The sequence below is a fragment of the Nocardia sp. NBC_01327 genome (assembly GCF_035958815.1).
Lineage (GTDB): Bacteria > Actinomycetota > Actinomycetes > Mycobacteriales > Mycobacteriaceae > Nocardia.
This window is the reverse complement of sequence record NZ_CP108383.1, coordinates 7,485,297-7,512,164: the sequence shown is the minus strand read 5'-3', so window position 1 is coordinate 7,512,164 and position 26,868 is coordinate 7,485,297. Positions and strand designations below refer to the sequence as shown.

General features: G+C 63.8%; 31 protein-coding genes and 1 tRNA gene. 23 read left to right on the top strand and 9 right to left on the bottom strand.

The annotated features are described in order from the left end of the window. Positions 1–29: 29 nt before the first annotated feature. Entirely contained in the window at positions 30–1,328 is a 1,299-nt protein-coding gene (locus tag OG326_RS34760) for a PucR family transcriptional regulator (protein WP_327146669.1), read from the bottom strand. A gap of 45 nt (positions 1,329–1,373) precedes the next feature. Further along, on the bottom strand, positions 1,374–4,256 hold the full coding sequence (gene aceE, locus OG326_RS34755; protein WP_327146668.1) for a pyruvate dehydrogenase (acetyl-transferring), homodimeric type: 2,883 nt from the start codon (positions 4,254–4,256) through the stop codon (positions 1,374–1,376). A gap of 150 nt (positions 4,257–4,406) precedes the next feature. Here aceE and OG326_RS34750 point away from each other — a divergent pair, with 150 nt between their 5' ends. The 4 genes from OG326_RS34750 (at position 4,407) to OG326_RS34735 (ending at position 6,283) form a co-directional block, all read left to right on the top strand. After that, positions 4,407–5,024, top strand: coding sequence for a hypothetical protein (locus tag OG326_RS34750; protein ID WP_327141358.1), 618 nt, complete (start codon positions 4,407–4,409; stop codon positions 5,022–5,024). Between the two features lie 149 nt (positions 5,025–5,173). Then, positions 5,174–5,596 carry a DUF3052 domain-containing protein gene (locus tag OG326_RS34745; protein ID WP_327141357.1) on the top strand — a complete coding sequence of 141 codons (423 nt, stop codon included), beginning with the start codon at positions 5,174–5,176 and terminating at the stop codon, positions 5,594–5,596. A gap of 88 nt (positions 5,597–5,684) precedes the next feature. Beyond that, positions 5,685–6,149, top strand: coding sequence for a peroxiredoxin (locus OG326_RS34740; RefSeq protein ID WP_327141356.1), 465 nt, complete (start codon positions 5,685–5,687; stop codon positions 6,147–6,149). A gap of 62 nt (positions 6,150–6,211) precedes the next feature. Continuing rightward, a tRNA-Val gene (locus OG326_RS34735) sits at positions 6,212–6,283 on the top strand. Positions 6,284–7,280: 997 nt separating this feature from the next. Here the strand turns inward: OG326_RS34735 and OG326_RS34730 are convergent. From OG326_RS34730 to OG326_RS34720, 3 genes are all read right to left on the bottom strand, one after another. Beyond that, positions 7,281–8,180, bottom strand: a complete 900-nt coding sequence (locus OG326_RS34730) for an IS3 family transposase (RefSeq protein WP_327141149.1) — start codon at positions 8,178–8,180, stop codon at positions 7,281–7,283. Next, positions 8,180–8,503 (bottom strand): transposase, encoded by a 324-nt coding sequence (locus OG326_RS34725; protein ID WP_327141148.1) that lies wholly within the window; start codon positions 8,501–8,503, stop codon positions 8,180–8,182. Before OG326_RS34725 ends, OG326_RS34730 begins: the two co-directional genes overlap by 1 nt. A 301-nt stretch (positions 8,504–8,804) precedes the next feature. Then, positions 8,805–9,692 (bottom strand): tyrosine-type recombinase/integrase, encoded by an 888-nt coding sequence (locus tag OG326_RS34720; RefSeq protein WP_327141355.1) that lies wholly within the window; start codon positions 9,690–9,692, stop codon positions 8,805–8,807. A gap of 383 nt (positions 9,693–10,075) precedes the next feature. Here OG326_RS34720 and OG326_RS34715 point away from each other — a divergent pair, with 383 nt between their 5' ends. After that, positions 10,076–10,942: a hypothetical protein gene (locus tag OG326_RS34715; protein ID WP_327141354.1), complete on the top strand. Its 867-nt coding sequence runs from the start codon at positions 10,076–10,078 to the stop codon at positions 10,940–10,942. Between the two features lie 63 nt (positions 10,943–11,005). Then, entirely contained in the window at positions 11,006–11,377 is a 372-nt protein-coding gene (locus OG326_RS34710; RefSeq protein WP_327141353.1) for a hypothetical protein, read from the top strand. Here the strand turns inward: OG326_RS34710 and OG326_RS34705 are convergent. Next, positions 11,374–12,111, bottom strand: a complete 738-nt coding sequence (locus OG326_RS34705) for a 2'-5' RNA ligase family protein (RefSeq protein ID WP_327141352.1) — start codon at positions 12,109–12,111, stop codon at positions 11,374–11,376. The genes OG326_RS34710 and OG326_RS34705 overlap by 4 nt on opposite strands. 102 nt (positions 12,112–12,213) lie before the next feature. Here OG326_RS34705 and OG326_RS34700 point away from each other — a divergent pair, with 102 nt between their 5' ends. The 14 genes from OG326_RS34700 (at position 12,214) to OG326_RS34635 (ending at position 21,553) form a co-directional block, all read left to right on the top strand. Next, positions 12,214–12,465 carry a helix-turn-helix domain-containing protein gene (locus OG326_RS34700; RefSeq protein ID WP_327141351.1) on the top strand — a complete coding sequence of 84 codons (252 nt, stop codon included), beginning with the start codon at positions 12,214–12,216 and terminating at the stop codon, positions 12,463–12,465. Positions 12,466–12,625: 160 nt separating this feature from the next. Next, complete coding sequence (locus OG326_RS34695; protein WP_327141350.1) at positions 12,626–12,865, top strand: hypothetical protein; 240 nt, start codon at positions 12,626–12,628, stop codon at positions 12,863–12,865. A gap of 68 nt (positions 12,866–12,933) precedes the next feature. Next, positions 12,934–13,617, top strand: coding sequence for a hypothetical protein (locus OG326_RS34690; protein WP_327141349.1), 684 nt, complete (start codon positions 12,934–12,936; stop codon positions 13,615–13,617). A 255-nt stretch (positions 13,618–13,872) separates the two neighbouring features. After that, entirely contained in the window at positions 13,873–15,942 is a 2,070-nt protein-coding gene (locus OG326_RS34685; RefSeq protein WP_327141348.1) for a hypothetical protein, read from the top strand. Positions 15,943–16,120: 178 nt separating this feature from the next. Continuing rightward, positions 16,121–17,053 carry a helix-turn-helix domain-containing protein gene (locus OG326_RS34680; RefSeq protein WP_327141347.1) on the top strand — a complete coding sequence of 311 codons (933 nt, stop codon included), beginning with the start codon at positions 16,121–16,123 and terminating at the stop codon, positions 17,051–17,053. Continuing rightward, a complete protein-coding gene (locus OG326_RS34675) occupies positions 17,050–17,487 on the top strand; it encodes a hypothetical protein (protein WP_327141346.1) in 438 nt (145 codons plus the stop codon). Before OG326_RS34680 ends, OG326_RS34675 begins: the two co-directional genes overlap by 4 nt. A 25-nt stretch (positions 17,488–17,512) precedes the next feature. Further along, positions 17,513–18,466: a hypothetical protein gene (locus OG326_RS34670; RefSeq protein WP_327141345.1), complete on the top strand. Its 954-nt coding sequence runs from the start codon at positions 17,513–17,515 to the stop codon at positions 18,464–18,466. A gap of 193 nt (positions 18,467–18,659) precedes the next feature. After that, entirely contained in the window at positions 18,660–19,139 is a 480-nt protein-coding gene (locus OG326_RS34665; protein WP_327141344.1) for a single-stranded DNA-binding protein, read from the top strand. 2 nt (positions 19,140–19,141) lie between these two features. Then, positions 19,142–19,393 (top strand): hypothetical protein, encoded by a 252-nt coding sequence (locus OG326_RS34660; protein WP_327141343.1) that lies wholly within the window; start codon positions 19,142–19,144, stop codon positions 19,391–19,393. Positions 19,394–19,395: 2 nt separating this feature from the next. After that, a complete protein-coding gene (locus OG326_RS34655) occupies positions 19,396–19,899 on the top strand; it encodes a hypothetical protein (protein WP_327141342.1) in 504 nt (167 codons plus the stop codon). Continuing rightward, complete coding sequence (locus tag OG326_RS34650) at positions 19,899–20,285, top strand: hypothetical protein (RefSeq protein WP_327141341.1); 387 nt, start codon at positions 19,899–19,901, stop codon at positions 20,283–20,285. Before OG326_RS34655 ends, OG326_RS34650 begins: the two co-directional genes overlap by 1 nt. Beyond that, the gene (locus OG326_RS34645) at positions 20,252–20,509 is read left to right on the top strand and encodes a hypothetical protein (RefSeq protein WP_327141340.1); all 258 of its coding nucleotides are present in this window, start codon (positions 20,252–20,254) and stop codon (positions 20,507–20,509) included. The genes OG326_RS34650 and OG326_RS34645 overlap by 34 nt, the downstream gene beginning before the upstream one ends. Before the next feature lie 153 nt (positions 20,510–20,662). Further along, a complete protein-coding gene (locus OG326_RS34640; protein ID WP_327141339.1) occupies positions 20,663–20,965 on the top strand; it encodes a hypothetical protein in 303 nt (100 codons plus the stop codon). 204 nt (positions 20,966–21,169) lie between these two features. Then, positions 21,170–21,553, top strand: a complete 384-nt coding sequence (locus OG326_RS34635) for a hypothetical protein (RefSeq protein ID WP_327141338.1) — start codon at positions 21,170–21,172, stop codon at positions 21,551–21,553. A gap of 187 nt (positions 21,554–21,740) precedes the next feature. On the opposite strand, the gene OG326_RS34630 is transcribed toward OG326_RS34635, so the two are convergent. Continuing rightward, positions 21,741–23,018, bottom strand: coding sequence for an alpha/beta fold hydrolase (locus tag OG326_RS34630; RefSeq protein ID WP_327141337.1), 1,278 nt, complete (start codon positions 23,016–23,018; stop codon positions 21,741–21,743). A gap of 27 nt (positions 23,019–23,045) precedes the next feature. Continuing rightward, positions 23,046–23,861: an SDR family oxidoreductase gene (locus tag OG326_RS34625; RefSeq protein ID WP_327141336.1), complete on the bottom strand. Its 816-nt coding sequence runs from the start codon at positions 23,859–23,861 to the stop codon at positions 23,046–23,048. 205 nt (positions 23,862–24,066) lie between these two features. On the opposite strand from OG326_RS34625, the gene OG326_RS34620 reads away from it, so the two are divergent. From OG326_RS34620 to OG326_RS43100, 3 genes are all read left to right on the top strand, one after another. Beyond that, entirely contained in the window at positions 24,067–24,696 is a 630-nt protein-coding gene (locus OG326_RS34620; protein ID WP_327141335.1) for a TetR/AcrR family transcriptional regulator, read from the top strand. A gap of 355 nt (positions 24,697–25,051) precedes the next feature. Continuing rightward, positions 25,052–25,321 (top strand): hypothetical protein, encoded by a 270-nt coding sequence (locus OG326_RS34615; protein WP_327141334.1) that lies wholly within the window; start codon positions 25,052–25,054, stop codon positions 25,319–25,321. Between the two features lie 25 nt (positions 25,322–25,346). Then, positions 25,347–25,892 carry a hypothetical protein gene (locus OG326_RS43100; protein WP_442790861.1) on the top strand — a complete coding sequence of 182 codons (546 nt, stop codon included), beginning with the start codon at positions 25,347–25,349 and terminating at the stop codon, positions 25,890–25,892. Positions 25,893–25,938: 46 nt separating this feature from the next. Here the strand turns inward: OG326_RS43100 and OG326_RS34605 are convergent, their stop codons facing one another. Then, positions 25,939–26,868 carry a phosphatase PAP2 family protein gene (locus tag OG326_RS34605; RefSeq protein WP_327141333.1) on the bottom strand — a complete coding sequence of 310 codons (930 nt, stop codon included), beginning with the start codon at positions 26,866–26,868 and terminating at the stop codon, positions 25,939–25,941.

Sequence of the window (26,868 nt, the reverse complement as noted above, 5' to 3'; positions counted from 1 at the left end):
CGAGCCGATCGTCCGGTTCGCGAATTGCGTTACAGCCCGTCCTTAGGATCTGTGACGGACGCAACATCTGGGGCTGAAGTGGGCGATTCGTTACGTGTTCGAGTCAGCCTTCCTATAGTGGAGGCGATTCGTAACACGTAGGCATCGCGCGGATTCATCGGATCCCGGCCCGTGATGTCGGCGATGCGCTTCAACCGATACCGGACGGTGTTTGGATGAACGTACAGTTGCCGCGCACAGGTCTCGACGGCTCCGCCGCAGTCCAGGTAAGCCTCCAACGTATTGGACAGCTCGCCCGCAGCAGCGGCCAACGGTAGCACAAGCAATTCGTTGAGGGCGGTTACCGCCGCACGATCTCCGAGCAGTGCTCGTTCGGGCAGCAATTCGGTCGCGTGCACCGGGCGTGGCGCGCTGCGCCAGCCCACCACCGCCTCCATTCCGGCCATCGCCTCCACCGAACTGATGTGTGCGACACCGAGGGTGCGGGTGGTCGGGCCGATCACCACGGGACCGTCGGAGAAGGCCTCGCTGAGGAGATCGGCCAGGAACGGCGAGGGATACAGGGTGTCGCCGAGATGGCCGCTGACGACCATCACCAGGCGGGAACCCTGCACCACCGCAAGTGCGTTGCGGCCGTGCCGGGCTGCCACCGAGTGCACCGAACCCACCACCGCCACTTGATCTTTCGGGGGAGTGCCGATCAGCACGGTGGCGGGCGCGCTGGCATCCCAATTGAGAGTCGCCGCGCGCGAAAGCATTTCGGGACCCGTATCGCCGCGCACCACGGCGTCGACGACCAGGGCCTCCAGCCGGGTATCCCAGGCGCCACGGGATTCGGCGGCGCTGGCGTACACCGAGGCGGCCGCGAAACCGAGCTCACGCCCGTATCGCAGCACCGCCTCGGTGAGCGCCACCAGCTGCCGGTCGTTGCGCGCCAGCGCCGGCAGCCACTGTTCGAAGAACTCCATGGCCACGCGGACCATGTCGACGGTCTGGCGCAGCGTCAGCCGCCGCGCCAGATCGTCCGGAATCACTTGGAACGCATCGAGACTGAACCTGATGTCGCTCTCCGGATCCTGCAGCCACTCCAGGAAGTTGACCACCGCCGTCTGCACCAGCATCTGGACACCGGCCCGTTGGGCGGCATCCAGATTGGCGAAGAACGGCAACCGCTCCTGCATCGAGGAGACCGCCTCGGTGGACAGGCGACCCGAGAACTGCTTCACCCGCTTGAGCAGGGTGTCCGGTAGTGGGTCGCGCGTCTGCCGATTCGGCGAGAGCGCGCCGGTGGGAAGGTAGACCTCGTGTTCTGAGGAGCCTTCGTTGATCCGGCGCGGCCTCGGCGGTTTACGTTCCACAGTGCTTATGGTGCGTTATGCGTCGCCACCTTCGGTACCGGGTGCCGCCTTCGGCGCGGCGTTCACGTCGTCGATGCGGTAGCGGGCGGCGGCCTCGACCAGCTTGGCCTGGTCGATCGTTCCGGCTTCGGCCAGACCGGCGAGTGCCGCGACCACGATGGACGCCGCATCGACATTGAAAACGCGGCGCGCCGCCGGACGCGTGTCGGAGAATCCGAAACCGTCGGTGCCGAGCGAGATGAACGTGCCCGGAACCCACTGGCGGATCTGATCCGGCACCGCACGCATCCAGTCCGAGGCGGCCACGAACGGGCCGGAAGCCGGTCCCGCCGTGCCGAGCGCCTTGGTCACGTACGGCAGGCCCGGGTCGACATCCGGGTGGTGCAGCTTGGCGATCTCCTTGGCGAGAGCGTCCTTTCGGAGCTCACCCCAGGAGGTCACCGACCACACGTCCGCCTGCACACCCCACTCGTCGGCCAGCATCTGCTGTGCGAGCAGACCGTCGGGCATGGTCACGCCCGCCACCAGGATCTGCGCGCGCACCTGGCCCTCGCCGCCGCGCTTGTAGAGGTAGATGCCCTTGAGCAGGCCCTCCACATCGAGGTTCTCCGGCTCGGTCGGCTGTTGCTGGGGCTCGTTGTAGAGGGTGATGTAGTAGAAGATGTCCTCGCCGCCGAACTCGTGGTGCACCGAATGCGCCTCGGGATCGGTGCCCGGCAGGGCCTCCTGATAACCGGTGGTGCCGACGCCGCCGCCGTACATGCGGCGCAGGCCGTCCCGCACGATGTGGGCGATTTCGAACGCGAACGCCGGATCGTAGGGGACACACGCCGGATTGGTGGACGCCAGCAGCAGTGAGTGACCGTCGTTGTGCTGCAGGCCCTCACCGGTCAGTGTGGTTCGCCCGGCGGTAGCTCCGAGCACGAATCCACGTGCCATCTGATCCGCCGCGGCCCAGAGACCGTCACCGGTGCGCTGGAATCCGAACATCGAATAGAAGATGTAGAGCGGGATCATCGGCTCGCCGTGCGTCGAGTACGAGGTGCCCACCGCGGTGAAGGATGCGGTGGAACCGGCCTCGTTGATGCCCTCGTGCAGGATCTGCCCGGTGGCCGACTCTTTGTAGGCAAGCATCAACTCGGCGTCGACCGATGTGTACAACTGACCGTTGCGGTTGTAGATCTTCAACGAAGGGAACCACGAGTCCATACCGAAGGTACGGGCCTCGTCCGGAATGATCGGCACGATGCGCTTGCCGATTTCCTTGTCCCGCAACAGGTCCTTCATGAGGCGCACGAAGGCCATCGTGGTCGCGATGCTCTGCTTGCCCGAGCCCTTGCGGACGCTGCGGTAGGCCTCATCGCCCGGAAGTTGCAGAGGCTTTGCTGCAGTACGTCGTTCGGGGACGAAACCGCCCAGGTTCGCGCGCCGGCCCATCATGTACTGGATCTCCGGCGCATCCATGCCGGGGTGGTAGTACGGGGGCAGGTAGGGGTTCTTCTCGAGATCGGCATCGCTGATCGGAATGCGCTGCACATCGCGGAAGGCCTTGAGGTCGTCCAGGGTCATCTTCTTCATCTGGTGCGTGGCATTGCGGGCTTCGAAGTGCTTGCCCAGGCCGTAGCCCTTGATGGTCTTGGCGATGATGACCGTCGGCTGTCCCTTGTGCGCCATGGCCGCCGCGTAGGCCGCGTAGATCTTGCGGTAGTCGTGGCCGCCGCGCTTGAGGTTCCAGATGTCGTTGTCCGACAGGCCCTTCACCAGCTCCTTGGTCCGCGGATCGCGGCCGAAGAAGTGCTCGCGCACGTACGCGCCGTCATTGGCCTTGTACGTCTGGTAGTCGCCGTCGGGCGTGGAGTTCATCAGGTTGACCAGAGCGCCGTCGCGATCGGCCTGCAGCAGCGAGTCCCACTCGCGGCCCCAGACCACCTTGATGACGTTCCAGCCGGCGCCGCGGAAGAACGACTCCAGTTCCTGGATGATCTTGCCGTTGCCGCGCACCGGGCCGTCCAGGCGCTGCAGATTGGCATTGATGACGAAGGTCAGATTGTCCAGGCCCTCGTTCGCGGCGACCTGGATCAGGCCGCGCGATTCCGGCTCGTCCATCTCGCCGTCGCCGAGGAACGCCCACACGTGCTGATCGGAGGTGTCCTTGATGCCGCGATCGTTCAGGTAGTGGTTGAAGCGCGCCTGGTAGATCGCGTTCATCGGGCCCAAACCCATGGAGACCGTGGGGAATTCCCAGAAGTCCGGCATGAGCCGCGGGTGCGGGTAGGACGAGAGGCCCTTGCCCGGGCCGCCGTGGGAGTACTCCTGGCGGAACCCGTCCATCTGGTCTTCGGTCAGGCGGCCTTCGAGATACGCGCGTGCGTAGATGCCGGGGGAGGCGTGACCCTGGATGTAGACCTGGTCGCCACCGCCCACATGATCCTTGCCGCGGAAGAAGTGGTTGAAACCCACCTCGTACAGGGCGGATGACGACGCGTAGGTCGAAATATGGCCACCCACACCGACTCCGGGCCGCTGCGCGCGGTGCACCATGACCGCGGCGTTCCAGCGGATGTAGGCGCGGTAGCGGCGCTCGGTCTCCTCATCGCCCGGGAACCAGGGTTCGTTCTCGGTGGGGATGGTGTTGACGTAGTCGGTGGAGGTGAGCGCCGGGATGGCGACATGGCGTTCGCCGGCGCGCTCCAGCATCCGCAGCATCAGGTACCGCGCGCGGCCGGGGCCTTCTCGTTCGAGCATTTCGTCGAAGGAGTCGAGCCACTCGCTGGTTTCTTCCGGATCGATGTCCGGCAGGTATGACGCCACCCCCTCGCGAATCACTCGAACCCGGCCCCCTGCCGGGAGGTTGCGTGCCGGGCCGTTTGTGGGACTCGGCGAAGAAATCGGGTGCATCAGGTCGGTCAAGACGTTTGCTCCTCGTACACAGGGATGAGACATCTGATAAGTGCCATTACCCCGGGTTGTCGCTGGTAGGCGGCATACCCGTAACGATTGGTTTGCGGCGCACCTCACATCCTTGTGCATGGTGCGTCACGGGTCATCATGTCAGCCGCTGATCCAGTACGGTTCTTCAGGGAACCGGCCGAGGCAGGAACGGGGAGGACGATGAAACTGAACCCACGTGGGTTCGGATTGGCGGGCGCGGCCGCGGCGGTGGGGCTGGGCCTGGTTATCGCAGGTTGCGCCAGCACTGTCGAGGGTACGCCGACGGTGAATCAGGCCGACGCGACTTCGTATCGCGCGGAAGCGGCCACTTCGTCGGCCGCCGCCGCCTCCGCGAAAGCGGCGGCCGCGCAGACGAAGGCGATTGCCGACAATTGCGACCCGTTCCGCGCGACCACGGGCACGGCGGTGGATCGCTACAACGATTTCGTCGATGCGCACGACGGCAATACCGGCGATCAGACCGCGAAGCGGGACGCCGCCGCGGGCGCTCTGGAGGACGCGGCGAAGACCGTCGAGACCCGAGTGGGCGCTTCCGGCCCCGACTTGCCGACAGACCTCGCACAAAAATTCACGGATTATGTGACGGCCGCCCGGGGGCTCTCGGCGGAGGTTCAGAAGATGGCGAGCACTTCGCCCGTCGGACCTCTGAATGATGCGAGTCACAAGGTCAACGACGCTTTGAACGCGGTTCGCGGCGCGTGCCCGGCGAAGTGAGCCGGGGTCGCAGGCGGCCTCGGGCCGAGCCGGCGGCGCGTCGCACATACGACATTTAGCTTGCGAATTCGTTCGATCAGCTTGCGCTGAGAGCAAGAACCATGTTCGCTTGCATCTACCTATTGTCTGGAGTTGAGGAGGACGCCACCGTGGTCGCCGCGGCGGACGCGCAGAACTACGCTCAGAAGCTTGGCATTACTCACGGACTGGTGATTCAGGAGCTGGGCTGGGACGAGGATACCGACGACGGCTTGCGAGCCGCCGTGGAAGAAGCCATCGGCTCGGAGATGCTCGATGAGGACACTGATGAGGTGGTCGATGTCGTGCTGCTCTGGTGGCGTGACGGAGACGGCGACCTTGTCGACGAGCTCCTCAACGTCATTACTCCGTTGTCGGATGAAGGCATTGTCTGGGTTTTGACACCCAAGACCGGCCAAAGCGGGCATGTTGATCCGGCGGAAATCGCCGAATCCGCAACCCCGGCCGGCTTGACCCAGACCTCGTCGATCAGCCTCGGTGACTGGTCCGGCTCCCGCCTGGTGCAACCCAAGACGCCCTCGAAGCAGCGCTAACCCGCGTCTTCGCTAAGGTTTTCGATATGGACGGCGCATCACGCTGTGATGCGCCGTCCACGAATGCCCTGACAGGATTGAGGTTTGCATGCCACTAGAGGTCGGCACGGTCGCACCGGACTTCACACTGAAGGACCAGAACAATCAGGACGTCTCCCTCTCCAGCTACCGCGGTGAGAAGAACGTCCTGGTTGTCTTCTACCCCTTGGCCTTCACCGGCATCTGCCAGGGTGAGCTCTGCAAGGTCCGCGATGAACTTCCCAAGTTCCAGAACGACAACGCAGAGATCCTCGCCATCTCGGTAGGTCCCCCGCCCACCCACAAGATCTGGGCGGCCGAACAGGGCTACACCTTCCCCCTGCTCTCCGATTTCTGGCCGCACGGCGAGGTAGCCACCTCGTACGGCGTCTTCAACGAAAAATCCGGCTACCCCAACCGCGGCACCTTCGTCATCGACAAGGACGGAATCATCCGTTTCTCCGAAATGAACGGCCCCGGAGAAGCCCGTGACCAGCAGGCTTGGGAGAAAGCCTTGGCCGCGCTAGATTCATAACCCGTTGCCCCGGACTCCGGTCCACACGCAACAACCGGATCCCGGCCTCCCGCCGGAGTCTCGGGCACATAGCTCAGTGGTAGAGCTCTGGTTTTACACACCAGCGGTCGGGGGTTCGAAACCCTCTGTGCCCACAGTTGAAAACCCAGGTCACGCCTGGGTTTCCGTGTATCAGCTTCGATCTTGGAAGCGATTCGTGTTGGCATTCATGTAGCAGTCATTGTTCGCCAAGTATTCGCTCTTAGAGGGGCGTTCCTGGGTCGCTTCCGTTGATTCATGTCAGCAGTCGATCCTGCCGATCGGCAGAGACTGGGTCCGACCGTTGGGCCCTTTCACCTGTAGCTAGGTCAGGAGCGAGGTAGGTGGACCTGAGCCCCAGGCTCACGCTTCTTCTTGATGGGATCGACTATCTCGAACAGTTCGTTGAACCAGCTCACGGTTGTCATGGACGAGACGTCGGACTGGCTAACCGATCGGCCAGAAACGTACCGCTTCTTGCCGTACAGCACTCCGAACGTTTTCGCGGGTGCGATCCGATGTAGACCGACAAGCTGAGGGGCCCCACCCGAGCTGTTGTCGTTACCAGCAGCGACGGACTCACAGAAGGCGCTGAAGACTGCCCGGCTTGTTCTCCTGGCCTCGCTGACGTCCCAGAGCTGTTGCGCCTTGCGGATTTCGGCATCTCCACTGCCTGCTATGTGAAGTACTGCAGATTCGTCTGGCATCGGTATTTCGGAGAGCTGCCAAGTGTCAGCGCGTTTCGAGTACGTGAGGATTGACAGCAGAAAGCGGGCTGACATGCGGTCGCCAGCGCGACTGCCAATCGCGATGCCGAGATCTTGACGTCGACTGTGCGGATAGTCAGACCACAATCCGCGGATGGCGCGCTCAATCGCTTGGTGTCCACGACTCCCAGGAGAAGTTGACAACATGCCTCGGTCCACCTGTTCCTGTACAAGAGGCAGTGCAAGCGCCGGGAACAGGACGTCTCCCCAGTAGCCAAAGACGACCGGCTCCGTGACACATGCAAACGCCTTGCGCCCCTGGTCCCATCTTGACCCCCCAGGACCCCAAGAAATCCTGCTGTCGGTGGCGATATATGAGGTTCCCCCCAAATGGTGGACGGGGGTTCTATGCGGCCGAGGAATCGGCCGCGTGGAGTGACCGCTCATAGCGGTCGGGGCTGAGCATTCCGATCGCGGAATGGCGTCGCCGAGTGTTGTACCGATTCATCCATTTGTCAACTGCAGCAACGAGTTCCGACTTCGTGGTGAAAGTGTGCCGGTAGTAGTACTCGTGCTTGAACGTCGACCACAGGCTCTCCGCGCCGGCGTTGTCCCAGCATATTCCGGTCGCACCCATCGACCTGCGCAGCCCGTGACGCGAGCAAACGGCGGCCATGGCGCCCGCCGTGTATTGGGCGCCCCTGTCCGAGTGAAGAATCGTGCCCGCACACGAACCGCCGCGAGTGGCGACAGCCAATTCGACAGCGTCGGTGACCATTTCGGTGCGCATGTGCTCGGCCACTGTCCAGCCGAGCACCTTTCTGGAGTGCTCATCGCGGATCGCGCACAAGTACATGTCGCCTTCACCGCAGGTCAGATACGTGATATCCGAGGTCCACACCGCATCGAGGCGGCCCCGGTCGAAGTCGCGATCCACCAGATCCGGCGGGAACGACGCGGCGGGATCGGTGATGGTGGTGCGGATTTTGAAGGTGCGCGGGCTGATCCCGGCCAATCCGATCTCGGCCATGATCGCCGCGACCGTCTTCTCCGACACCCGATCACCCTGCTCACGCAGCTCAGCGGTGATGCGCGGCGCACCATAGGTGCCGTCGGAATCGGTGTGAACGACTTGGATTTTCACCGTCAGATCAGCGCGGCGTTGCTGCCGATCAGTCAGGACGGTGGCCGCCGCGCGTTGGCACCAGGCATAGAAACCCGAGGTCGATACGCTCAACAGGCGTGCCATGCGGGTGATATCGGTCCGAGCGCCGGTGATCTGCGGGGCGGCGCACTCCGCGGCCATCAGCTCGAACCGGGCCGGTTCTGCTGCATCGCCGCGAAGTACGCCGAAGCTTTTTTCAGGAACGCAATGTCCTTGTCCTGCTCCGAGACTCGCCTGCGCAAAGCGAGCAACTCGGCTCGCTCAGCAGGGCTCAACGGCGCCTCGCCATGGACCTCGGCGGCCGCCAGGCGGCGGCGTTCGTCTTTGACCCAGCCGCCCAGCACTGGCTCACCCACTCCGAGCTCGCGGGCGACTTCGGCGATCGTGCGCCCGGTGTCGATTACCCGGTGCGCGGCCTCGACTTTGTACTCGGTCGTGAACGACCGACGCTTGCGAGGAGGCATAGGGACATCCTTTCAACAGGACTTGTCGTCCTGCTAATCAGGTGTCCACCGATCGGGGGGAGCCTCAATAGAGCGAACAGGGGCCGTGGCTGTCCACGCCAGCCCACACGACAACGGATGTCACATCTTCACTTTGACAGCTGAAAATGCTTATCGCATGCTTGTTGAGCAACTCCTGGGGCCGGTTCGTGCCGGTACGAGGTGTCCCTGCGAAGTTCTTGGACTTCGCACCCAGGTCTTGGGGGAGGTTGGACGTGAGTCCAACCTCCCCGTCCGCAAATGCTCACTGAGCGGAGAAGCGCTAGCCGAGTACTTGGCGAACTTGATTCCACTGGCTGTCACTCAAGGTTGCATAGCGCTGGGTGGTTCGAATCGACGAATGCCCCAGAAGCTTCTGCACCTGTTGCAGTGGCACACCAGCTCGCACGAGGCGGCCGGCATAGGTGTGCCGGAGATCGTGGGGGCGGACCTTGCCGAGTCGACGTTTGTCCTCGCCGTCGCCGACCCACGTAACCCGCGTGGCAGCCAGGAACCGATCCCTAAAGTTGTCTTGGTCGAACGGGCGATCGTCGGTGTGTGCCAAAAGCAGGCCGCTGCGGATCGCTCGACCGTCCTCGACGTATCGCACTGGTGCCGGTACGCCGAGCCCGTTTCTCTTGATTGTGGCAGCGAGGATCTTGGTCAGGCCCTCCCCGATGGGGATTACACGCCGCTCATAGTCCTTCGGGGACTTCATTCGCTTGGCGGCCTTGTCCCACGCCCACTCGATGCTGATCGTCTTGCGCTTGAGGTCGATGTGCTCCCGGTGTAAGCCCTGTACTTCCCCCATCCGCATGCCGGTGCCGATGAGAACATCCACGACGAGCTGATCGAAATCATCGAGAGGGGCACGGAGAGCGTTGAACTCGTCGTCTTCGAGGTACCTCTCGGGAGTCGGCCCAGGCTTGGGTAACTCGATGTCATGGCACGGGTTGACTGTCACGACCTCTGCCTGGAGGGCTGATTTCATCGACGCGCTGAGGAGGCGATAACACTTCTCAACCGTGGTCGGCGCCAGCGTCTTTCGCAGCTCTGCTACCCAGTCTTGGATGTCCGGCTGGGCGATATCGGTCAGCAGCACTGTGCCCCACTTCGGCACCAGATGTTTGTTGATTCGGTGGTCATCGATCTTCTGGGTACCTTCGTCCACGACCCGTCGGAGTGTCCACCGCGGCAGCCACTCGGTCCAGGTCATGAGTCCTGGTGCGTGGTACTTGCTTTCGCGGACCGTGTCCTCCTTCGCGGTGGCCTTGCGTTCTGCGATGGCTTTGGTGGCAAAGGTTCCGGGTGCTCGGCAAACCTTCCCTGCTGCGTCACGGTAGAGACCGCTGTACCTCCCGCTCGGGAGCTTCTGAGCCCATCCCATGTCAGACCCCTTCTGAGCATTCGAATTGCTACTGATCAAGCACTGACCCTGATTTCAATTATGTCCCCACCAGTGAAGAATCACGTGAAAAACAGTGCGTGAGTGGACATTTGAGCCCGTATACTGACATGAAGGACTATCCATGGTGGGGATCGAGGTGGTCACGGATGGTTGGAGTTCCGCAGCCCAACAGGAAATTGACTGCGGTCATGGCGGAGGCTGGCGTCCAAGCCAAGGGTCTCGCCAAGCGGATGCGGGACTACGGCCCGGTCGATGGTGGCCCGCCGCTGTCCACGACCCACACGCACGTTAAGAAGTGGACGGATGGCGTAGTAGCGCAGCCGAACGAACGTTCTTGTCGCGTCATGTTGGCGGTCCTGGGGGAGAGGCTCAACAGAGACCTGCGACCGGCCGATATTGGGTATCCCAACATTGTGTTGAAACAGGAAGTGGCTCAGGCCATTCCGGATGCATTCGAGAATCCGCTAGTCATTTCGCAGCGCTTGCAGTGGCTCGGGCAAATCGATGTCGATGATCCTGTTCTCGATATCGTCGACCTTGCGGTCGGAAACATCATCGAGCGGTACGAAGTCGAAGGACCGAAAAAGCTGGCGCCGGAGGTAATCGCTCTCCGGAACCGGATAGATGAGCTCCTACGCCAGCGCCAGCACCCTAGGCAAGCGCAACGCCTCTACGAGTTGGCTTCCAAGCTATCTGGAATGTTGAGCTACATGGCCGTGAATCGAGGCCAATTCGCTTATGCCAGTATGTATGCGAAGGAGTCGTTTAAGATTGCGAGCCTTCTGGAAGACCCTCAATTGCAGGCATGGGTACGGGGCACGGAAAGCTTCTGCGCGTACTACATGGGAAGGTATGACGCCGCGGCGAGGCTCGCTGAGGAAGGGCTTCGCTACGCAGCGGACGGTCCACAAGCGATCCGCTTGCTATCTAACGGGCTAGCGCGAGCGCAGGGAAAGATGGGTGACGTCAACGGCGTTCATTCAACGATCGGACGCGCGAACACGCTGGCGTAACATCTTTCGACCCCAACCGGACTGTCACCTGCGCTGACCTTTGAGCCCTACGGCAATGCCCGGTTGGCAGCGAACGCAGCGACGGCTTATCTGTCGGCCGGCGACTACGAGCGGACTCTCGAATATGGCCACCAGGTGGAAGCCCTTGTGGATGAGTCGGATTCGGTCTGGAGCAGGTCATTGGTCCGGCTGGATATCGCCACAGCGCTGATCAAGTCGAACAGTCCGGACGTCGAGCAGGCCGTGCATCTAGGTTCTCAGGCGCTCGTGTACTCGGAGGAGCGTCCTATCCGATCTGTGTGGCAGCGAGCCCACGAGTTCGGTACAGCCACACAGTCATTCGATGCATCCGAGGTGCGCGAATATCGAGTCACCCTTCATGATTGGGCAGACCGGGTTCGGGATTTCTCGGCATCCGCTTCCGTGCCGCGCTAGACCCCGAGTTCGATCGTCGCGACGTCGTCCCAGCGGTATGCGTGTTCCTCGCGGCGGAGCCGGACGATCCTGACACTGTCGACGTAAACCCTGACCGGTGAGCTGTCTCGGAGCTTCGAGATTTTTGATATCAGCGGTTCGGCAGGTTGGTGCCGATTGCTGTACCCGATTCCGAGGTGCGGGCGGAAGGCGGCGGTATCTGCAATCTCAAGGTCGGGGAGGACTTCCAGCGTGGCGGCTCGCGCAATACGGTGAAGTTCGACCAGTTCGGACCATGGGGAGACTGAGAAGCGAACTGCGCCACGTGAGCCAGCAAGAGGTCCGACTTCGAGCTGGAACGGTTCGAGTTCGTCGAACTTCTTCTTGGCGCTGTCCGCTATGGCCTGAATCTCCTCCGCGGTGACCCCATCGCGGTTTCCAATCTTCAGCACGGTGATGTGCAGTCCATCAAGGGGTACGAAATCCAGGCCGCCGATGTCCAGGCCGGTCTGGATTTGTTCTGTCTTCTCTGCCAGTTCTTCATCCGAAAACGTCAGATACCAGAAATAGGTTTCTTGGTCAGCGGACCACGCGCCGCGCGACCAATGGTTCTCCATGTAGTCAACGGCCCGGAAGGCGTCCCAGTCGTTTCGGGAGATGGATTCGGGGCTTGAAAACGATTCCGGCTGAGATGCAGGGAACGCCCCTGATCTTGCCCGGTCGTTCGGCGGCTCGGAGTCATGACTGGTCTGCACTCCAACAGACTATGTCCCCCCGGTGGGAAATGTCCCCCATTCGTGTGCCCTGTGCCACCTCCTGAATTCCGAGTTTCCTGATGTGGCAAGGCATTTCACGCCATGCCAGACGAAGGAGGCAGATTCATGACACAGAGGCGCAGCGTGGACACGCGCGTTCCAACAGGCCAGCTCATGAGCTTGCGGGACGCTGCGGCGTTGGCGCAAGTGGACACCAAGACGATTCGACGCTGGATCGATGGTGGCCACCTCAGGGGATACCGGATGGGACCGCGGCTACTTCGCGTGGAGCGGAGCGAACTACTCGCGGTGGCGAAGCCGATTTCGGTGGACCTGCGAGGTGGTGCAGCATGATTCGGACGCTCGTCTTGGCTCTCACCGTTGTGCTGATCTGCGGGGTGTTCGTCCCACAGCTCGCGGTTCTGCTCCTGATGGTCCTGCTTCTACTTGGTATTGCGGGTCTGGTCTGGAGTTTCGCTAGCCCAGTCGGTCGGCGTCGGCGAGGTGGTCGGCGATGAACGGCGACTACTTCATGTTCGAGCCGCAGACCCGGACGGCCGTGCCGGTATCACCGCAGATCGTCTTCGGGCTGTTCTTTCTGGTGTTCGCATTCGCCGCAGGCATGTACTGCGGCGTCTTACTGTTCGGTCGGCATGCCTCGCAGCCGGTAACCGTGGTCGCGTGCCCCGCACCGGAGTCGACACAGGTTGCCCTGTGGCCCGCAGGGTGCCCGCGTGTGGCGGTGACGCCGTGAGCGCGCCGGAATTTCGTCAGCAGCCGTGGGAAACCCGGTTCCTGGAGTTTCTCTGCCAGGAGCGGGGGATGTTCGTCACGACGATGGCGACCGCCACCGGGCGCAGTATGCGGGGTGCGCACACTATGGCGCGCCGGTTGAAGGAGTCCGGGCAGGTTCACCTGACGCGCCTGGATTACGGATCGCCGGGGCCGTGGCGGCACTCGACACACTTCGACGATGTCGAGGTGGTGCCGCAGGGCCCGCTGGTCATTTACCCGACTCGCGAAACCGCTTGGGGTTACCTGGATTTCGATCCTGGTGAGTGGCGGCCGCGCCCGTCGACGGCGGCGCACATGACCGCGGTGACGGAGTTGCGGTTGGCGTTGACCGGGATGCAGACCGATCCGGAGGTCTGGACTAGCGAGCGCCTGCTGTACCGGCATCTCAATTCCGATCCCGGGCAGCCCAACGGCCATATTCATGATGCCTGGTTCCAGGACTTCACCGACCCGGACAAGGTCTGGGCGATCGAGGTGGAACTCTCCCGCAAGCGCGGGGCAGGCCGATTGGCGGCAGCCATGACCGCGGCCCTTGATGCGGCGGACCGGCACGAGTTGGCCGGCGTCCTGTACTTCGTCCGCGGGGAAACCCTGCGCCGCGCGGTGGAAGGCACTGCGACCCGTATCGCGCACAAGCGAGGCATGGAGAGCCTGCCGAATCTCGAAATCCATGACCTGGACGCCACTTTGGCGAAGAAGGGAGTGCGGTGACATGACGAGCGAAAGACAGCCACTGATCATCTTCGTGGACCCTGCGGGCGGTGAACCCCCGGCACGGATCGTGCGCCGGGTGGCGGAGTCCCTGACCCGTTCGGGGGTGAGCCCGGAGCGAATCGGGTTGTGGCCCAACGGAGATTCTCGGGACTGGTGCTCAATGCCCGCGGAAGACATCCGGGCCATGTTGGAGGACCTGCTCAGGGCGGTTCCACCCGAGGGGGTGAGCCAGCGATGAGCGGATGTGTTCCGATGATCACTCCCGACGACTGCGGCACCACCGCCGCGCCGGTGCCGACGACCGTCCCGGTGCCGACGATGCCGGTCACGGCGATCGCGCAACCACCAGCCCCTATTGCGGTGAGTACGGTTCCTGGAGAACAGCATTCGCCGGGCCAGTTCCAGAATGCGACTCTGCCGAACGGCTGGCACGCCCCGAACTGGCACCTCCATATCTCCAGCGTCGGCGAAGTGTTCGCGGTCCTGGGTATCGCCCTACTCGGGCTTGCGTTCGTGGTGGTGCTGGCCGTGGGCATGAATCTGTTCGCTGGTTGGCGGCGGTGGGAGGCGCGGCAGGTCCGCAACTACGGGCTCGGTGCGCTGGTGCTGCCGGTCGCGGCGATGTGGGTGGCGAACTCCTGGTTCGCACCACTTGTGTTGTGGTGGCAGGGCAGCACGGTGTTCGCCCGCTCCGGCCCCGGCTCGGGAGCGATGATCGCGATGATTACCGGGTGCCTGCCGCTCGCCTGGGCCGGTGCGGCGCTGTATCGGGCACGGTTCCTGTCCCGGCTCGGAACCGAGGGCATCGGGTCGCCGTGGAAGACCCGCCGCCTGCAACGACGCCAGCAACTCGGCAAAGCCGCTGCCGCGCGCCGTGCCGCGAAATATGGTGCGCCGCTGGTAACCGGCTGGCTGAAGGCGAAGGTGGTACTCGGGCCGCTGTCGGAGCGCACAGACGCGACGCAGTCGACCACGATCACGCAGATGGCCGATCGCCATGGGTCGAAGTTGGAGCTGCCCATCGACGGGCTTGGGCACATGGTGGTGCTGGGCAAATCACAGAAGGCAGGCAAGACCACCGCCCTGGTGCGACTCGGGACCGGCTTGTATTGCGCGTACTGGCACCGCTACGTGCGGACCGGGGAGAAGCGTCCGCTGCTGATCTTCGTGGACTGCAAAGGCGGCAAACCCGGATTACAAACCGGCCGACAGGTGGTGCGGATCGCCGCCCGGCTCGGGGTCACTCCTAGCCGGATTGCGTTGTGGCCCATCACCAATCGCCTCGATCTGTGGTCGATGAATGTCGAGGACATGTGCGCCACCCTCGAATCGATGATCAACCCTGTCCAGTCCAGCAACCTGGGTGAGGAGCACTTCAAACAGAACCGGGTCCGGGTCACCAAACTGGCGGTCACTGCGCCGGAGGGCAAGCCGCGCTCGAAACAGGAGTTCCTGGACCGGCTTTCGGTCGCTTACCTGAAGGAGGCGTGGAAGGACCACGACTCGATCCTCAACGAGATCGATGCCCTGGAGCAGTCCAAGCCGCCCGCGGTGGGGGACGTGTCGGGCAAGTTCCGCAACATCTTCGCCGCGATCGGCGAGGGCTTCGACGGCGGGCGCCCCCTGGATTCCTTCGATGTCATCTATGCGACCGTGCCCGGCACGGTCCGCGGAGACAACGCCCGCGCCCAGGTCGCCGCACTGACCACACTCATTGCCCAGTTCGCGTGTGGTGAGCATGACCGGCAGATCGTTTTGATCATCGATGAGATGTCGGCGGTGGCCGACAAGACCGGCGGCATCAACCAATTCGATATCGCCGAACGACTGTTGGGCATGGGCGTGGTGGCGTTCTTCGCCGCCCAAAACCAATTCGGGCTCGGACAAACCCCCGACGAACGCCGCCGCCTCCTCGAATCCTGCCCCTCCGGCGCCCTGTTGATGGCCCTGGAAGGTGCGGGGAAGGTCTCGGAGGTGTTCGGGTCACGGCCGGTCACCGAGAACACCCGGCATGCCAAGGGCGGCAAGGTCGGTGACGAAGGCACCCTCGGTAACCGCGAAACCTTCTTCATCGATCCGAACCGGCTCGCGGAATTCGGTGTCGGTGACGTGGTGTGGGTGCACGCCCTCAAAGCCCAATGGGCCCACATCATCCCGGTCGACCCCGACGAACTCACGCCAATGCCGGCAGACCCGCGCCCGCAGCGGTGGGCCCGGAACACGAAGGCACGGGTGCCACTGAAGGCGGTCCGGGACCTCGATTCCGGGCGTGCCCGCCGGGCCGATATCGGGTTCGACGAAAACCAGGACGGTGCGGCATGACCGACTACCTACGTTCGATGGCCGCCTACGTGGCCACCCAAAGCGGACACCACCAGAACCATGACCACCGCCTTGACCACCCCGGACAACCCGCTCCGGTCACCGTGGCCACCCCGGACACGAAGGCGGACAGCTCGATTGATGACGCGGACAACGAGGCGGACAGGGGGTGGACACGATGAGCACTCCCATCGCCCCGCCCCGGGGCCGCGGGGTCGCACGGACCGGGTTCGTATTCGGGTCCCTGACGTCGGTGGCGACCAATGTTCTGCATACCTTCCTGCCCGGTGTTCATATGCCCGCGAGCTTGGCGCTGGTGATCGCGGCCCGAATCGGGGCGGCAGCCTGGCCGATCGGATTGCTGCTGAGCATCGAAGTACTCGCCCGCGCGCAATGGCGGCGCGGCCCCGCATGGGCGATAGCCCGGTTCGGCGGAGCGGGCACGGTCGCACTCGGTTCAGCGGTCATCTCTTACGGGCACGTCCGAGATGTGTTGCTGGCCTGGGGATACGGGCACCCCGCCGCCGAATTCGGGCCACTCACCCTAGATGGGCTGATGGTGGTGTGCGGGTTCGCGCTGCTGTCGATGACCCCGACCGACACCGCCACCACACCAGTCGGTCGAACCAGGTTGAACACCACAGCCGTGCAAGCGATCCGAACCGTCGATCCGAAACCTGCTGTTCCCCGGGAGGTTTCACTAACCACTCAGATCGAAGCGCTCACACCGCCGGTCCGCCCTGCCGCTGAGGCAGTGGCCACCGCGTCCGGACACCCCGAATCCGCTGCCGGACACGTGGACACGACTGCCGTGGATGAGGACACGGAGGTGGACAACCGGCGGACACGAGCGCAGGAGCTCCACGCGCAGGGGTGGACCCATGGCCGTATCGCGGCCGAGCTCGCGGTCAGCAAGCGGACAGTCCGCCGCTACGTGGCCACCGGGGCGGACACCGAACCCTCCGATGGTGACCACGCGGACAACACCCCGGACACCCCCGAGGACAACGAAGTGGACACAGCGGCCACCGATCCCAGCGTCCCGGTTCCCGGCTGGCTGGCCGCGCTCGACACCAACCACCACGACAACCACGAAGGAGTCCTCGCATGACCAACAACGGCAAGAGCATCGACTGGGACGGGGAGCTGCAAGAGCTCATGGAGTCCTCCGGTCTCACCGCTGCCGACCTGATCCGCCCGAGGTGGACGACGAGAACATGGCGCACTGTCCGTCATGGTCGCACCGCCTTGGCCGCGATAGCTGTTGTGGTGCCGCTGATGTGGCTCACTGCGCAGTCCGGTGCTCCGGCCGCCGCCACTGTGCCGCTGCTGTGGTGGTTGACGGGCTGGATCGGCTACGGCATCTGGGTCAGCATCGGCCGCCCTGACTGGGCCACCACCTTCAACACCCTCCGTGATTTCGGCGCCAACAGCTTCGGGGCCGGATCGCGGTTCGTCTTCGAACACTCTCGCCCGCTGCGTGCCCGCATACGCGTCTGGCGCGCCGCCCGCGACCGTGCTGCCGCTGCTGTGGCGACGGTCTAACCCATCCAGAAAGGAACCAAATCCCATGCCAAGTAGTGAACGCACTCCCATTTTCGGCGCTGACCGAATGGCGATGTCCGGTAAGGAAACCGACGAGATCGCCCGCAGTTGGCCGCAGTTGGCGGCGCTGATGTTCCAGCTGTTGCAGCAGCTCAACAAGGCTACTCATGACGGGTCGGTCCGTCTGAGTCGTGCGCAGTGGAAGCGGGTGCATGCCGAGGCCCGCGAGGTCGAGAAGCTTTACGTGTACCAGGTCGATACGACCCGGCAGTGGTACCAGGCCCGCGCCCAGGAGTATCAGCGCGAATCCCAAGCCTCCGCCGCCCGTGCTGCCGCAGGAGCCAGTGCCGAGGAACAGGCCCGCGATACCGCGTATCTGTCGGGGTTACGAGCGGGCGTGGAGCACACCATCCACGAGACCGTCCTTACCGCCGAGGAACGCGGGCAGGTGGTGCAGACCCTCGACAAGGTGGACACCGATCCGACGAAACCTTTGGCCCGCAACGTATTCGAAGTTCTGAGCGGCAGTGAGGCGGTGCGTGCCCGCCACGCGGCCGCAGTCAGCGAGCACCAAGTCATGGAGCACCGGGAGAAGCTCACCACGACCGAGACCGCGAAGGCCGACACTCAGGAACAAGGGCCGGAGGTGGCGGCACTGCGCCGCGAGAGCGCCCAGCGTTTCGACGAGCTGGCTGGCCGCCTTGCACGGCTGGAAGAGCGGATCGAGGAACTGATTCCCCGTGAAACCAACACAGCCGCAGCGTCTTCTAACGGGCACGCCGTGCCCCAGAAGGCCCAACATGCCCAGAACCACGCTACCGCTGCGCATTCGACGTCCGTGCAGCGTGCCGAGGAGCAGCAACATGCGGAGGCGTCCTCGCAAGCCGGTCTGAATACCGCGATGCGCGCCGAAACCGGGCAGGCCGAGGCCGAGGCATCAGCCGAACCCTATATCGCGCAGATGGATGCCGAGCAGTAAGGACCGCTGCCGACTATCTGCCCCGAGTTTTTATCAACAACACCAGAAAGGAACCCAACCGCCACGACCGCACCAACTCGGCCGAATCAGCTGAATCCCAACAGTATTCGCATCCCTACTACCGATCCGAATTTGTTTCGGACAACCAATCAGCAACGGACACAACCAAAACCAGTTTGGAGAAGTGAGAACAATGTCCGGTGAAACCACCCTGACCGTCGTCGGTAACCTGACCGACAATCCCGACCTGCGCCAGATCACTGGCGGGCAACTGGTCGTGAACTTCACGGTCGCCTCCACCCCACGGGTATTCGACCGCCAGTCGAACCAGTGGAAAGACGGGCCCGCACTGTTCCTGCGGTGCACGATGTGGCGCGATGCCGCGGAAAACGTCGCCGAATCCCTCACCAAGGGATCCCGGGTGATCGTTTCCGGGAAGCTGAGCCAGCGCACCTACGAGGACCGTAACGGTGTCAAGCGCACAGTCGTCGAGCTGGTCGCCGACGAGATCGGGGTGTCGCTGAAATACGCGGTCGCCAAGCCCATCAAGCGGTCCGCCCTCGCGGGCAACCGCAACGGTGGCGGCGGCCAGCCGAGTAAGGCGGGACCGAGCGGCGGGGCCGGTGACGACCCGTACACAGACCTGCCGCAGGACTCGGGAGAGGTGGCGTGATCATGCGAAACCTCTTCGCTCCTAACAATGATGACCACGACGGCAACGATGACAGCGGGTTGCGGATCAGCTTGACACTGATGGAGTTCTACGTCTGCTACGACGAAGAAATCGACAGTGTCATGTTCGGAATCCGTGTCGGTAGCGAGCGCCCGGTGATGATGGCGATGTCCCCGGTGCAAGCAATGTCGTTGCGGGACATGTTCGATGCCGCCATCGCGGACGCGGTCACCATGCCCGAAGGGATGGCCTGATCATGGCATATGTAGTCAGTGCGGCGGATGCCGCCGATGGTCGGGGCACTCTCAGCCTGCACGGGCACGAACTCGCTTCCGAGGTCGTGATCTTGACCGAGGACGATTCCCGCGGGGATATCGAAATCCGGTGGGAACACGGCATCGGCCTGGGACTGCGTGCGTGCCTGGAGATCGCCGAAGTGTGGACGTTGATCACACAGTTGGCGACCGCGGTGGCGGTGTTCAACGGCGAACCGGGCACTGATCCGGTGTGCCGTGAATGCGGTAGCCGGATCGAGTTGCTGGACAACGGCATCGATCGCTGGTGGGTACACGATGTGCATCCTGCTGACGGTCACGACGGTTGGCCGGCCATGCCGAGGGTGGAGCAGTCTGTCGATGTTGACGGTGCTGCGCCGCTGCCGGATTGGATCGATCACGGGTACGGGTACCAGTCAGCGCCTCGGCAGATCACGGCATCGTTCAACGGTGTCGAGGTCGCGGGGCCGGAAGGAGTGGCGTGATGAGCACCAATCCTCTGGTACCGCAGGCCGATCAGTTGATGACGGTGATGGAGGCACGTGAAGTGTTTCGGTTCACGTTCCTCTACAACCTCGATGGCAAGTTCCGGGTGGTCACGGTGCAACCGGACCGCAAGGACGCCGCCGATCTGCTGATGGCCATCACCGAGGCCCTGGAAGTCGGGAAGCATCGCGAAGACAGCACCCTCGCTGTGCGGGATGCGACCGCGGTCGCGGTGTATATCGCCGAGTTGATCAGGGAGCGTGACGATTCCCAGGACCAGTGCAACGAGCTGCTCGATCAAGTGCAGTGCCTGCAATGGGACCTGGGTGCGCTCCAAGCCCAGCACGACCGGTGCCCGGCACCGTCGACCGCAAGGCGGCGGTGATGGACCCGGACAAGGCACTCAACGAGATCCGCGAGCTGATCAAGCAATACGACGAACTCGGCATGTGGAAGAGGGACTACGACTGCAACGACGCAGCCCGCATCCTCATCGACCTCGCCCAGGCCGTCGCGGCGCTGGATCAGTGGCTCACCTTCGGCGGGTTCATCCCGGATGCGTGGGCGGGCTGCCCGGGTAACCGGCCGCGGGAGCAATGGTCATCATGACCGGCACCTCGGGGTATTGGTTCTGTGCGTGCCGGGACTGCTTCGACATCGTGGTCGGAGATCTGTTCACTCCGGTGTTGTGCAGTGCCTGCGCAGAGGCCGGATGTCCGGGCGATGGGGAATGCCAGCGGGAGGATGCTTACTCAACGGAGTGTGAGCACCACGACCGCCGTGCACTGGATGGATTCAACGCCGAATGCATCGATTGCGGCATGCCAGGCCCCTACGACGAAAGTCGTGGTGGCGACCATGGCTCGGGCTAAGAAACCGATCAGCCGCCGGGTGGAGCTTCGGCTCGGGCGGGAGATCCAGGAGCAGTACGAGCGGGGCCGCACGTGGGCCGCGATCGCTGTGGACTTCGATATTTCGAAGACCAAGGCGCAGCGGCTAGCGAAGGTCTACCGCGAAGACTGCGACCGGAGAGCCCACCAGAACCAGCTGACCTTGTTCGGCTGACCGATCCGGACACAACTGAATAGCAAAAAACGGAGTCCGTGCCTGCTGTTGACAGGCACGGGCTCCGTGCTCTTTCTACCAGGCGTCTCGCCTGCGCGGCAGCTTGCCGTGTCCGCTCCCAGACCGCCCGGAAAGCGGCAAAGGAGTGCGTTCTGTGCATCCGCTCACGCTGCCCGTCAGCCCCGTGCTGGATAGGGTTGGCCGGTGTTCAGGGTCGAAATCACGAGGCAGTTCAACGCTCGTCAGGGGCTTGCCTCGCCTCAGTGGCAAGCGTCAGGCCGCGCGCCGATCACCGATTTCGCCGTCACCCTGCGGGTCGGATTCGAGTTCTCCGACGACCAGCTCGACGAGAAGGCGCGGTTCGTCGACACGGACACACTCGACCAGTTACTCGCTGACTACGCGGCCCGCCTCTCTGGCAGTCCATGGACGGAGCTCTTCGATCATCGACCGACGTTCGAGTACGTCAGCCGATGGCTGTATCAGCAACTGACTCAACATATTCCGCAGCTGATCTACGTTTCTCTGGAGAACGACACGATCGGTGTCGTCACCACGTACTACGGCGATCGTCAACCCACATCGTGACGTGTCACCCGCGCACTATGCGGCAGATTAGTGCGTTCCAGGGTCTTGAGACATTAGGGAATTCGGGGGGCGGAAACGATGGAGGGAGGGAGGCATCCGGCTGGCTTGATCAAGTGCGCAGGGCGGGCGCAGACGTGTGCGATCAACGCAGCATGCGTCGTTCGAGTGTGGTCCGCGGGCTATCTGGTCAGGACTCGATGAGACGGTCGTGCATCCAGTCGAGGGTGGTGGTGAAGAAGGTGGTGAGCAGGTTGAGGCCGTGGCCGATGATGCTGCCGGGAAGGATTGTCGGGAGGTTGGTTTGGACGAGTTGTACGGTGGCGCCGCGCTGTCGCCAGTCCTGGGCCAGCTGACGGGCGGGGGCGGCGGGGACGATGTCGTCGTTGTCACCGATGATCAGCAGGATGGGGACGGACGGGGCGTGTTGTCCGAGTCTGAGATCGTCGAGAATGCCGGCGGTGACGGGGTTGTCGTCGAGGACTCGGGACAGCGGAAGGCCGCTGGTGGTCCATTCGCTGCTGCGGTGCAGGCCGTAGCGCAGGGCGGTTTCGGCGGAGCATTGATTGGCGACGGCGTTCATCATGGTGCGTCCGGCCGGGTTGATCAGTGTCGATAGTTGTTGTGCGGCTTCGGGATAGTTGGCTTCGAGTCCGTTGAGGATGTATCCGGAGACACCGATGAGTAGTCCGCCCTCGAGGTGATCCAGCAGGGGACGAAGATCGACCGGGGGTGCGCCGAGGACGACACCTTTGACATTGAGCTCCGGTGCGTAGGCAGCCAGCTGCTCGGCAACCGCGCCCGCGGCCTGGCCGCCTTGGGAGTAACCATTGAACAGCACAGGGCCAGTGGCTGTTGCCGGATCGCCGAGTTGTTGTGCGGCGCGGACCGCGTCGATGGCCACGTGCGCCTCGGCGATCGGGTTGAGGTAGGCGGTGGTTCCGGCGGTGCCGAGTCCTTGGTAGTCGGGAACGACGACCTGATATCCCCCGAGCAGCAGCGCGTACAGGAACGGTAATTCGTACTCGGCCATCACATCCAGCGGCGGGGTGTACTGGATAAATCCGGGAATCTGCAGCGAGGGGGCACATTGCGCACCTTGCCCGTGGGTACCGCTGAGGTAGGCCACCAGCGGTTGCGGGCCGGGCCCTTTCCAGGGGTTGCGCGGATGCAGGATCAGCCCGGTCGCGATCGCCGGTTGGGTGTGGGTGTCGGTGGTGTGGAACATGATTCGTGTGGCGGTGCCGGGCATCGGACCACTGAAGGTCGGCACGGACAACGTCAGCGATACTGGCTCGCTGCGGATTACCTCGCCGGGATTCCCGACGGGTAGAGGTTCGGGTTGCTGGTAGAAGCCGGGGATGCCCGCGCCCGGATCAGCGCTCGTGGTCGCGGCCAGCATGCTGGTGGCGGGCAGAGCGGTCAGCGCTGTGCAGAGTAGCCGGAGAAGGTTGCGTCGCAGCGTCATTGCCGGAGACCTCGGGGTGTAGTTGGTTCAGGAGTGGGTGTCGGCGTCGCGGCGTACGCGGGCGTCGTAGGCGCTGCGGGCGGCGGTGTCGAGGTGGTGCAGTACTCGGTCGCGGGTGAGGTGTCCGCGCACCGCGGCCAGTAGCCGATCGGGCAGCAGTGCGGCGGCGAGCTCGTAGGTTCGCATCCAGCCCGGGACCGCGACGATCGTGCGTCGATGCGCACACGAGGCGATGACCGCGGCGGCGATCCGCTCGGGGTCGACGGTGGGCAGAATCCCGCCGAGGTGCACACCGGCGACCAGGTCGGTGCGCACCGCCGAAGGCAGCACGGCGGTCACGGTGACTCCGGTGCCGTGTAGTTCGTCGCGCAGCGATTCGCTGAAGCCGATCACCGCGTGTTTGGACGCGCAGTAGGACGCCAGACCGGCTCCGGGAACTTCACCGAGGTAGGAACCGATATTGACGATATGGCCGTAACGGCGCTCGAGCATTCCGGGCAGGGCGAGTTTGGTGCCGGTGAGCACGCCCTTGACGTTGATGTCGAGAATGGCGTCGGTGACCGAATCGTCCTCGTCGGCGAAACGGCCCATGGGCATGATCCCGGCATTGTTGACCAGCACATCGAGCGGGCCGTCGACGGCGGCGAGGAACGCGGCGAACGATTCGCGCGAGCGCACGTCCAATCGGTAACCCTTGCCACCGATCTCGGCCGCGGCCTCCTGCACCGCGGTTTCGTCGAGGTCGCCGAGGAACACTCGGGCCCCTTGGGCGGCAAAGGCTTTCGCGGTGGCCAGGCCGATACCGCGGGCTCCGCCGGTGATCGCGACTGACGTGTCACGCAATCGCACCGGGATCATCGCCGACCGTTCCGAGGATCGCTGTCTCGGGCGGCCTGTAGATCAATGTGCGCGAGGGCGCGCAGCCCGGCGACCCGGGTGGCGACCGCAGATGTCGTGGTGCGTGTCATGTCGAGTATGAAACGCCGAAATGAACGATCAGTCAATAACTGACTGATGGTTCATTTGATGACTCGACTACCATCGACGCATGGTCCAGCCCCTGTCTCGCGTGGAGCGCCGAAAGCAGGACACCCGTCGCGACATCCTCGACGCGGCATTCGAGTGCTTCGCCGAACGTGGCTATCACCCCACCTCCATCACACATATCGCCAAACGCGTCGGCATCGCGCAGGGCACCTTCTACCTGTACTTCCAGAGCAAACGCGACATCATCGAGCAGGTCATCGACGACCTCGTCGAGCGCCTCACGTCCACCTTGGCAGCACTACCGCCCGATGCGCCCGGAACGCTCGGCGACTACCGACAACAGGCGGACCACATCGCGGAATCCCTGACCGGAGTGTTCGCCGATGACCCGCGCGCTGCGCGCCTGCTGCTATTGCAGGCCGCCGCCGTGGATGACGAGATGGCCGAGCGGGTGCTGACCATCTACGACCTCGCCGCGGGGATCCAAGCCACCTACCTCCAGCACGGCGTCGACGCCGGCTACTTCCGTGCCGACCTCGACGTCGAGAGCGCCGCACGCGCGGTCAACGGCATGCTCTTCGCCGCCGTGATGTACCAGCTCCGCAATCCGAGCCCGCAAGCCTTCGAAAGCCTCACCCGAACGATCCGAGACATCATCATCCACGGACTCACAGGCGCAACTCAGCCCTGAGGTGTGCAACGCTCATCCACGATCGCGCTGATCCCCGGCAAGTCCTCGATCGGTCATCTGCTTGACAAACCCTCGCGGCGGCATCGTTGGAGCTGCCACCCGAAGCCCGTGACCAGCTCGACAAGATTGCCGCCAACCCGCCTCGGTAGAAGCACAGGGTCGACAATCATGCGGAAGCTCCTGGGCCGAACTGAGCCTGGCGATTGGGCGGCTCGGTTGCGGAGGCTGTAATGCGAGCCACTTCTGGTACCGAATGTGTGTCCGCTTGCATTTGGACCGGTTCATTCTCAGCCTCGTAACAGCAACTGCATAGTTATCTATTAGTCAGGTGTCCAGATGTTGGACCAGGCCGGAATTGGCGACGATCGCCAGGCACGGCTCTTCTCTTATCGACCAGGAGGTCTTGCAGATGAAGCGTTCGGTTATGGCCGTGATTGCCGGAGTGTCGATCGCCGTGGCGGTCCCGGTGGTCACTGCGGCGACCGCTGCAGCGACGCCGCCCCCGCCGTCGCCCGCGTGCGCGGTCTTCTCCTACCCGGTGATGTTGCTGATCGAGGCAACCGGCGGTCAGAGCAGCCCTCTGCTGCCCCTCGCCAACTCGATCCAGCCGGTGTTCTGTGGCTGACCGATCCGCCCGAAAGGAAATATCGGTGAAACGTTCATTCGCGGTTCTCTCGGGACTGGTCCTGATCTTCGGCGCTGCGGCGTGCTCGAAGGACTCGACACCCTCCCCGGCGTCCACCAGCACGACGACCGCGGTAACGACCACGACTTCCGCGGCCCCGTCGTCGGCACCGGCAGTCGTCACCCCGGCACCGGCGGGGCCGACCACCAGCCCGGCACAACGCGGGGCCGATGGCTCCACCGGCAATGGTCTGAGCGCGGAGTACTGCGCGAAGAATCAAGATCCGGGTTGCCCGCTGGGCAGTTACATCGGTCCCGACGCGATTCAGAATCCCAACGGGGACGGCACTTGGGTGCCGTGCGAGGGCAGTATCTGCACCAACCCCAATCATGGTGCGGGCCCGGACAACTCGGCCCCGGTCGAAACCACTGCGCCCGTTGTCGTCCCGACGACCACCCCGCAGGACTCCGAGAAGGTCGCGGGCGCACCGTGCGAAGGCGACGGCCAATGGGTCCACCTCGACGGTGGCAATGCCGGGCATTACGGCACCGAATGGCTCTGCCGACACTGACCCAGGGCAACCTCGCAACCCGGCTGCGAATGAATCGGCAGCCGGGTTACCTCTGTCGCGATTGCAGCGACAGCACGTCTGTTCGGGCTTCTGTCCGTGCGGTCGGGCGGCTGGTGTCAAGGCGGTGCCACGCGGCCAGAAATGCCAAGGCGGCCAGGATCGATCCCGCCGAGGCGAAGGATGTCGCGCCGAGGTAGATGTTCCATTCGTCATCGTGGGTGGCGCCGCGAACCCCCTCCGCACGCAACGGAACCGCCCACAACACCACCCCGATCGCGAGGCCGAGCAGCGCGGAGGCCGACAGGAGAACGGTCACGAGCACTGGGATCACGCGGGCGCGACCGGTGACCCGACGTACCGCGCCGCGCCGCACCAGCCACCACGAGGCCAGGCAGGCCAGTGTCAGCGAGATCGCTTCCGCGGCAAGGGTATCGCTGAGCCGATGCCATTTCGCCGTGAGCGTGTACTGGCCGACGCTCACCGCCCACGACACCACCACCAGCAGCGCCAGCCCACGCCAGCGGTAGGGCACCACCAATACCGTCACGAACAACACCGTCATCGCTATGGTGGTGTACCCACTCGGCAGACTGTTCTGCGTGAAATACCCTGTGGTTTCCACTAATTCGGGGCGAGGCAGCACATACCGTTTCAGCGTCTGCACCACCACCTGCCCGGCCACGATCACCCCGACACCGGCCAGCAGCAGATCGATTCGCCTGCGCAGCACCGCGACCAGCGCAATCAACAGCACCGCGACAGCCAGCGAATACACCGTGATCCGGTCCAGATTCGCCGACGCCTGCGCCGTATCCCGGTCCGATGCCTGATCGGCACCGCGTAGCGCGGCGTTCTCCAGCGCCTGACCGTCGGCGGTGCGCACGGCCAGCAGATACACCACCACCGCGATCGACACTCCGAGCCCGGCCAGCACCGGCCACCGGCGCGACAGGCCCGCGTCGCTCACCTGATTCAT

Excerpts from the sequence above, each read along its gene's own strand:
- aceE (WP_327146668.1), bottom strand. The coding sequence starts at position 4,256 with ATGCACCCGATTTCTTCGCCGAGTCCCACAAACGGCCCGGCACGCAAC.
- OG326_RS34675 (WP_327141346.1), top strand. The coding sequence starts at position 17,050 with ATGACCAACAACGGCAAGAGCATCGACTGGGACGGGGAGCTGCAAGAG.
- OG326_RS34740 (WP_327141356.1), top strand. The coding sequence starts at position 5,685 with ATGCCACTAGAGGTCGGCACGGTCGCACCGGACTTCACACTGAAGGAC.
- OG326_RS34660 (WP_327141343.1), top strand. The coding sequence starts at position 19,142 with ATGCGAAACCTCTTCGCTCCTAACAATGATGACCACGACGGCAACGAT.
- OG326_RS34730 (WP_327141149.1), bottom strand. The coding sequence starts at position 8,180 with ATGGCCGCGGAGTGCGCCGCCCCGCAGATCACCGGCGCTCGGACCGAT.
- OG326_RS34650 (WP_327141341.1), top strand. The coding sequence starts at position 19,899 with ATGAGCACCAATCCTCTGGTACCGCAGGCCGATCAGTTGATGACGGTG.
- OG326_RS34715 (WP_327141354.1), top strand. The coding sequence starts at position 10,076 with ATGGTTGGAGTTCCGCAGCCCAACAGGAAATTGACTGCGGTCATGGCG.
- OG326_RS34725 (WP_327141148.1), bottom strand. The coding sequence starts at position 8,503 with ATGCCTCCTCGCAAGCGTCGGTCGTTCACGACCGAGTACAAAGTCGAG.
- OG326_RS34665 (WP_327141344.1), top strand. The coding sequence starts at position 18,660 with ATGTCCGGTGAAACCACCCTGACCGTCGTCGGTAACCTGACCGACAAT.
- OG326_RS34750 (WP_327141358.1), top strand. The coding sequence starts at position 4,407 with ATGTCAGCCGCTGATCCAGTACGGTTCTTCAGGGAACCGGCCGAGGCA.
- OG326_RS34605 (WP_327141333.1), bottom strand. The coding sequence starts at position 26,868 with ATGAATCAGGTGAGCGACGCGGGCCTGTCGCGCCGGTGGCCGGTGCTG.
- OG326_RS34680 (WP_327141347.1), top strand. The coding sequence starts at position 16,121 with ATGAGCACTCCCATCGCCCCGCCCCGGGGCCGCGGGGTCGCACGGACC.
- OG326_RS34620 (WP_327141335.1), top strand. The coding sequence starts at position 24,067 with ATGGTCCAGCCCCTGTCTCGCGTGGAGCGCCGAAAGCAGGACACCCGT.
- OG326_RS34700 (WP_327141351.1), top strand. The coding sequence starts at position 12,214 with ATGCCAGACGAAGGAGGCAGATTCATGACACAGAGGCGCAGCGTGGAC.
- OG326_RS34630 (WP_327141337.1), bottom strand. The coding sequence starts at position 23,018 with ATGACGCTGCGACGCAACCTTCTCCGGCTACTCTGCACAGCGCTGACC.
- OG326_RS34670 (WP_327141345.1), top strand. The coding sequence starts at position 17,513 with ATGCCAAGTAGTGAACGCACTCCCATTTTCGGCGCTGACCGAATGGCG.
- OG326_RS34690 (WP_327141349.1), top strand. The coding sequence starts at position 12,934 with ATGTTCGTCACGACGATGGCGACCGCCACCGGGCGCAGTATGCGGGGT.
- OG326_RS34685 (WP_327141348.1), top strand. The coding sequence starts at position 13,873 with ATGATCACTCCCGACGACTGCGGCACCACCGCCGCGCCGGTGCCGACG.
- OG326_RS34695 (WP_327141350.1), top strand. The coding sequence starts at position 12,626 with ATGAACGGCGACTACTTCATGTTCGAGCCGCAGACCCGGACGGCCGTG.
- OG326_RS34655 (WP_327141342.1), top strand. The coding sequence starts at position 19,396 with ATGGCATATGTAGTCAGTGCGGCGGATGCCGCCGATGGTCGGGGCACT.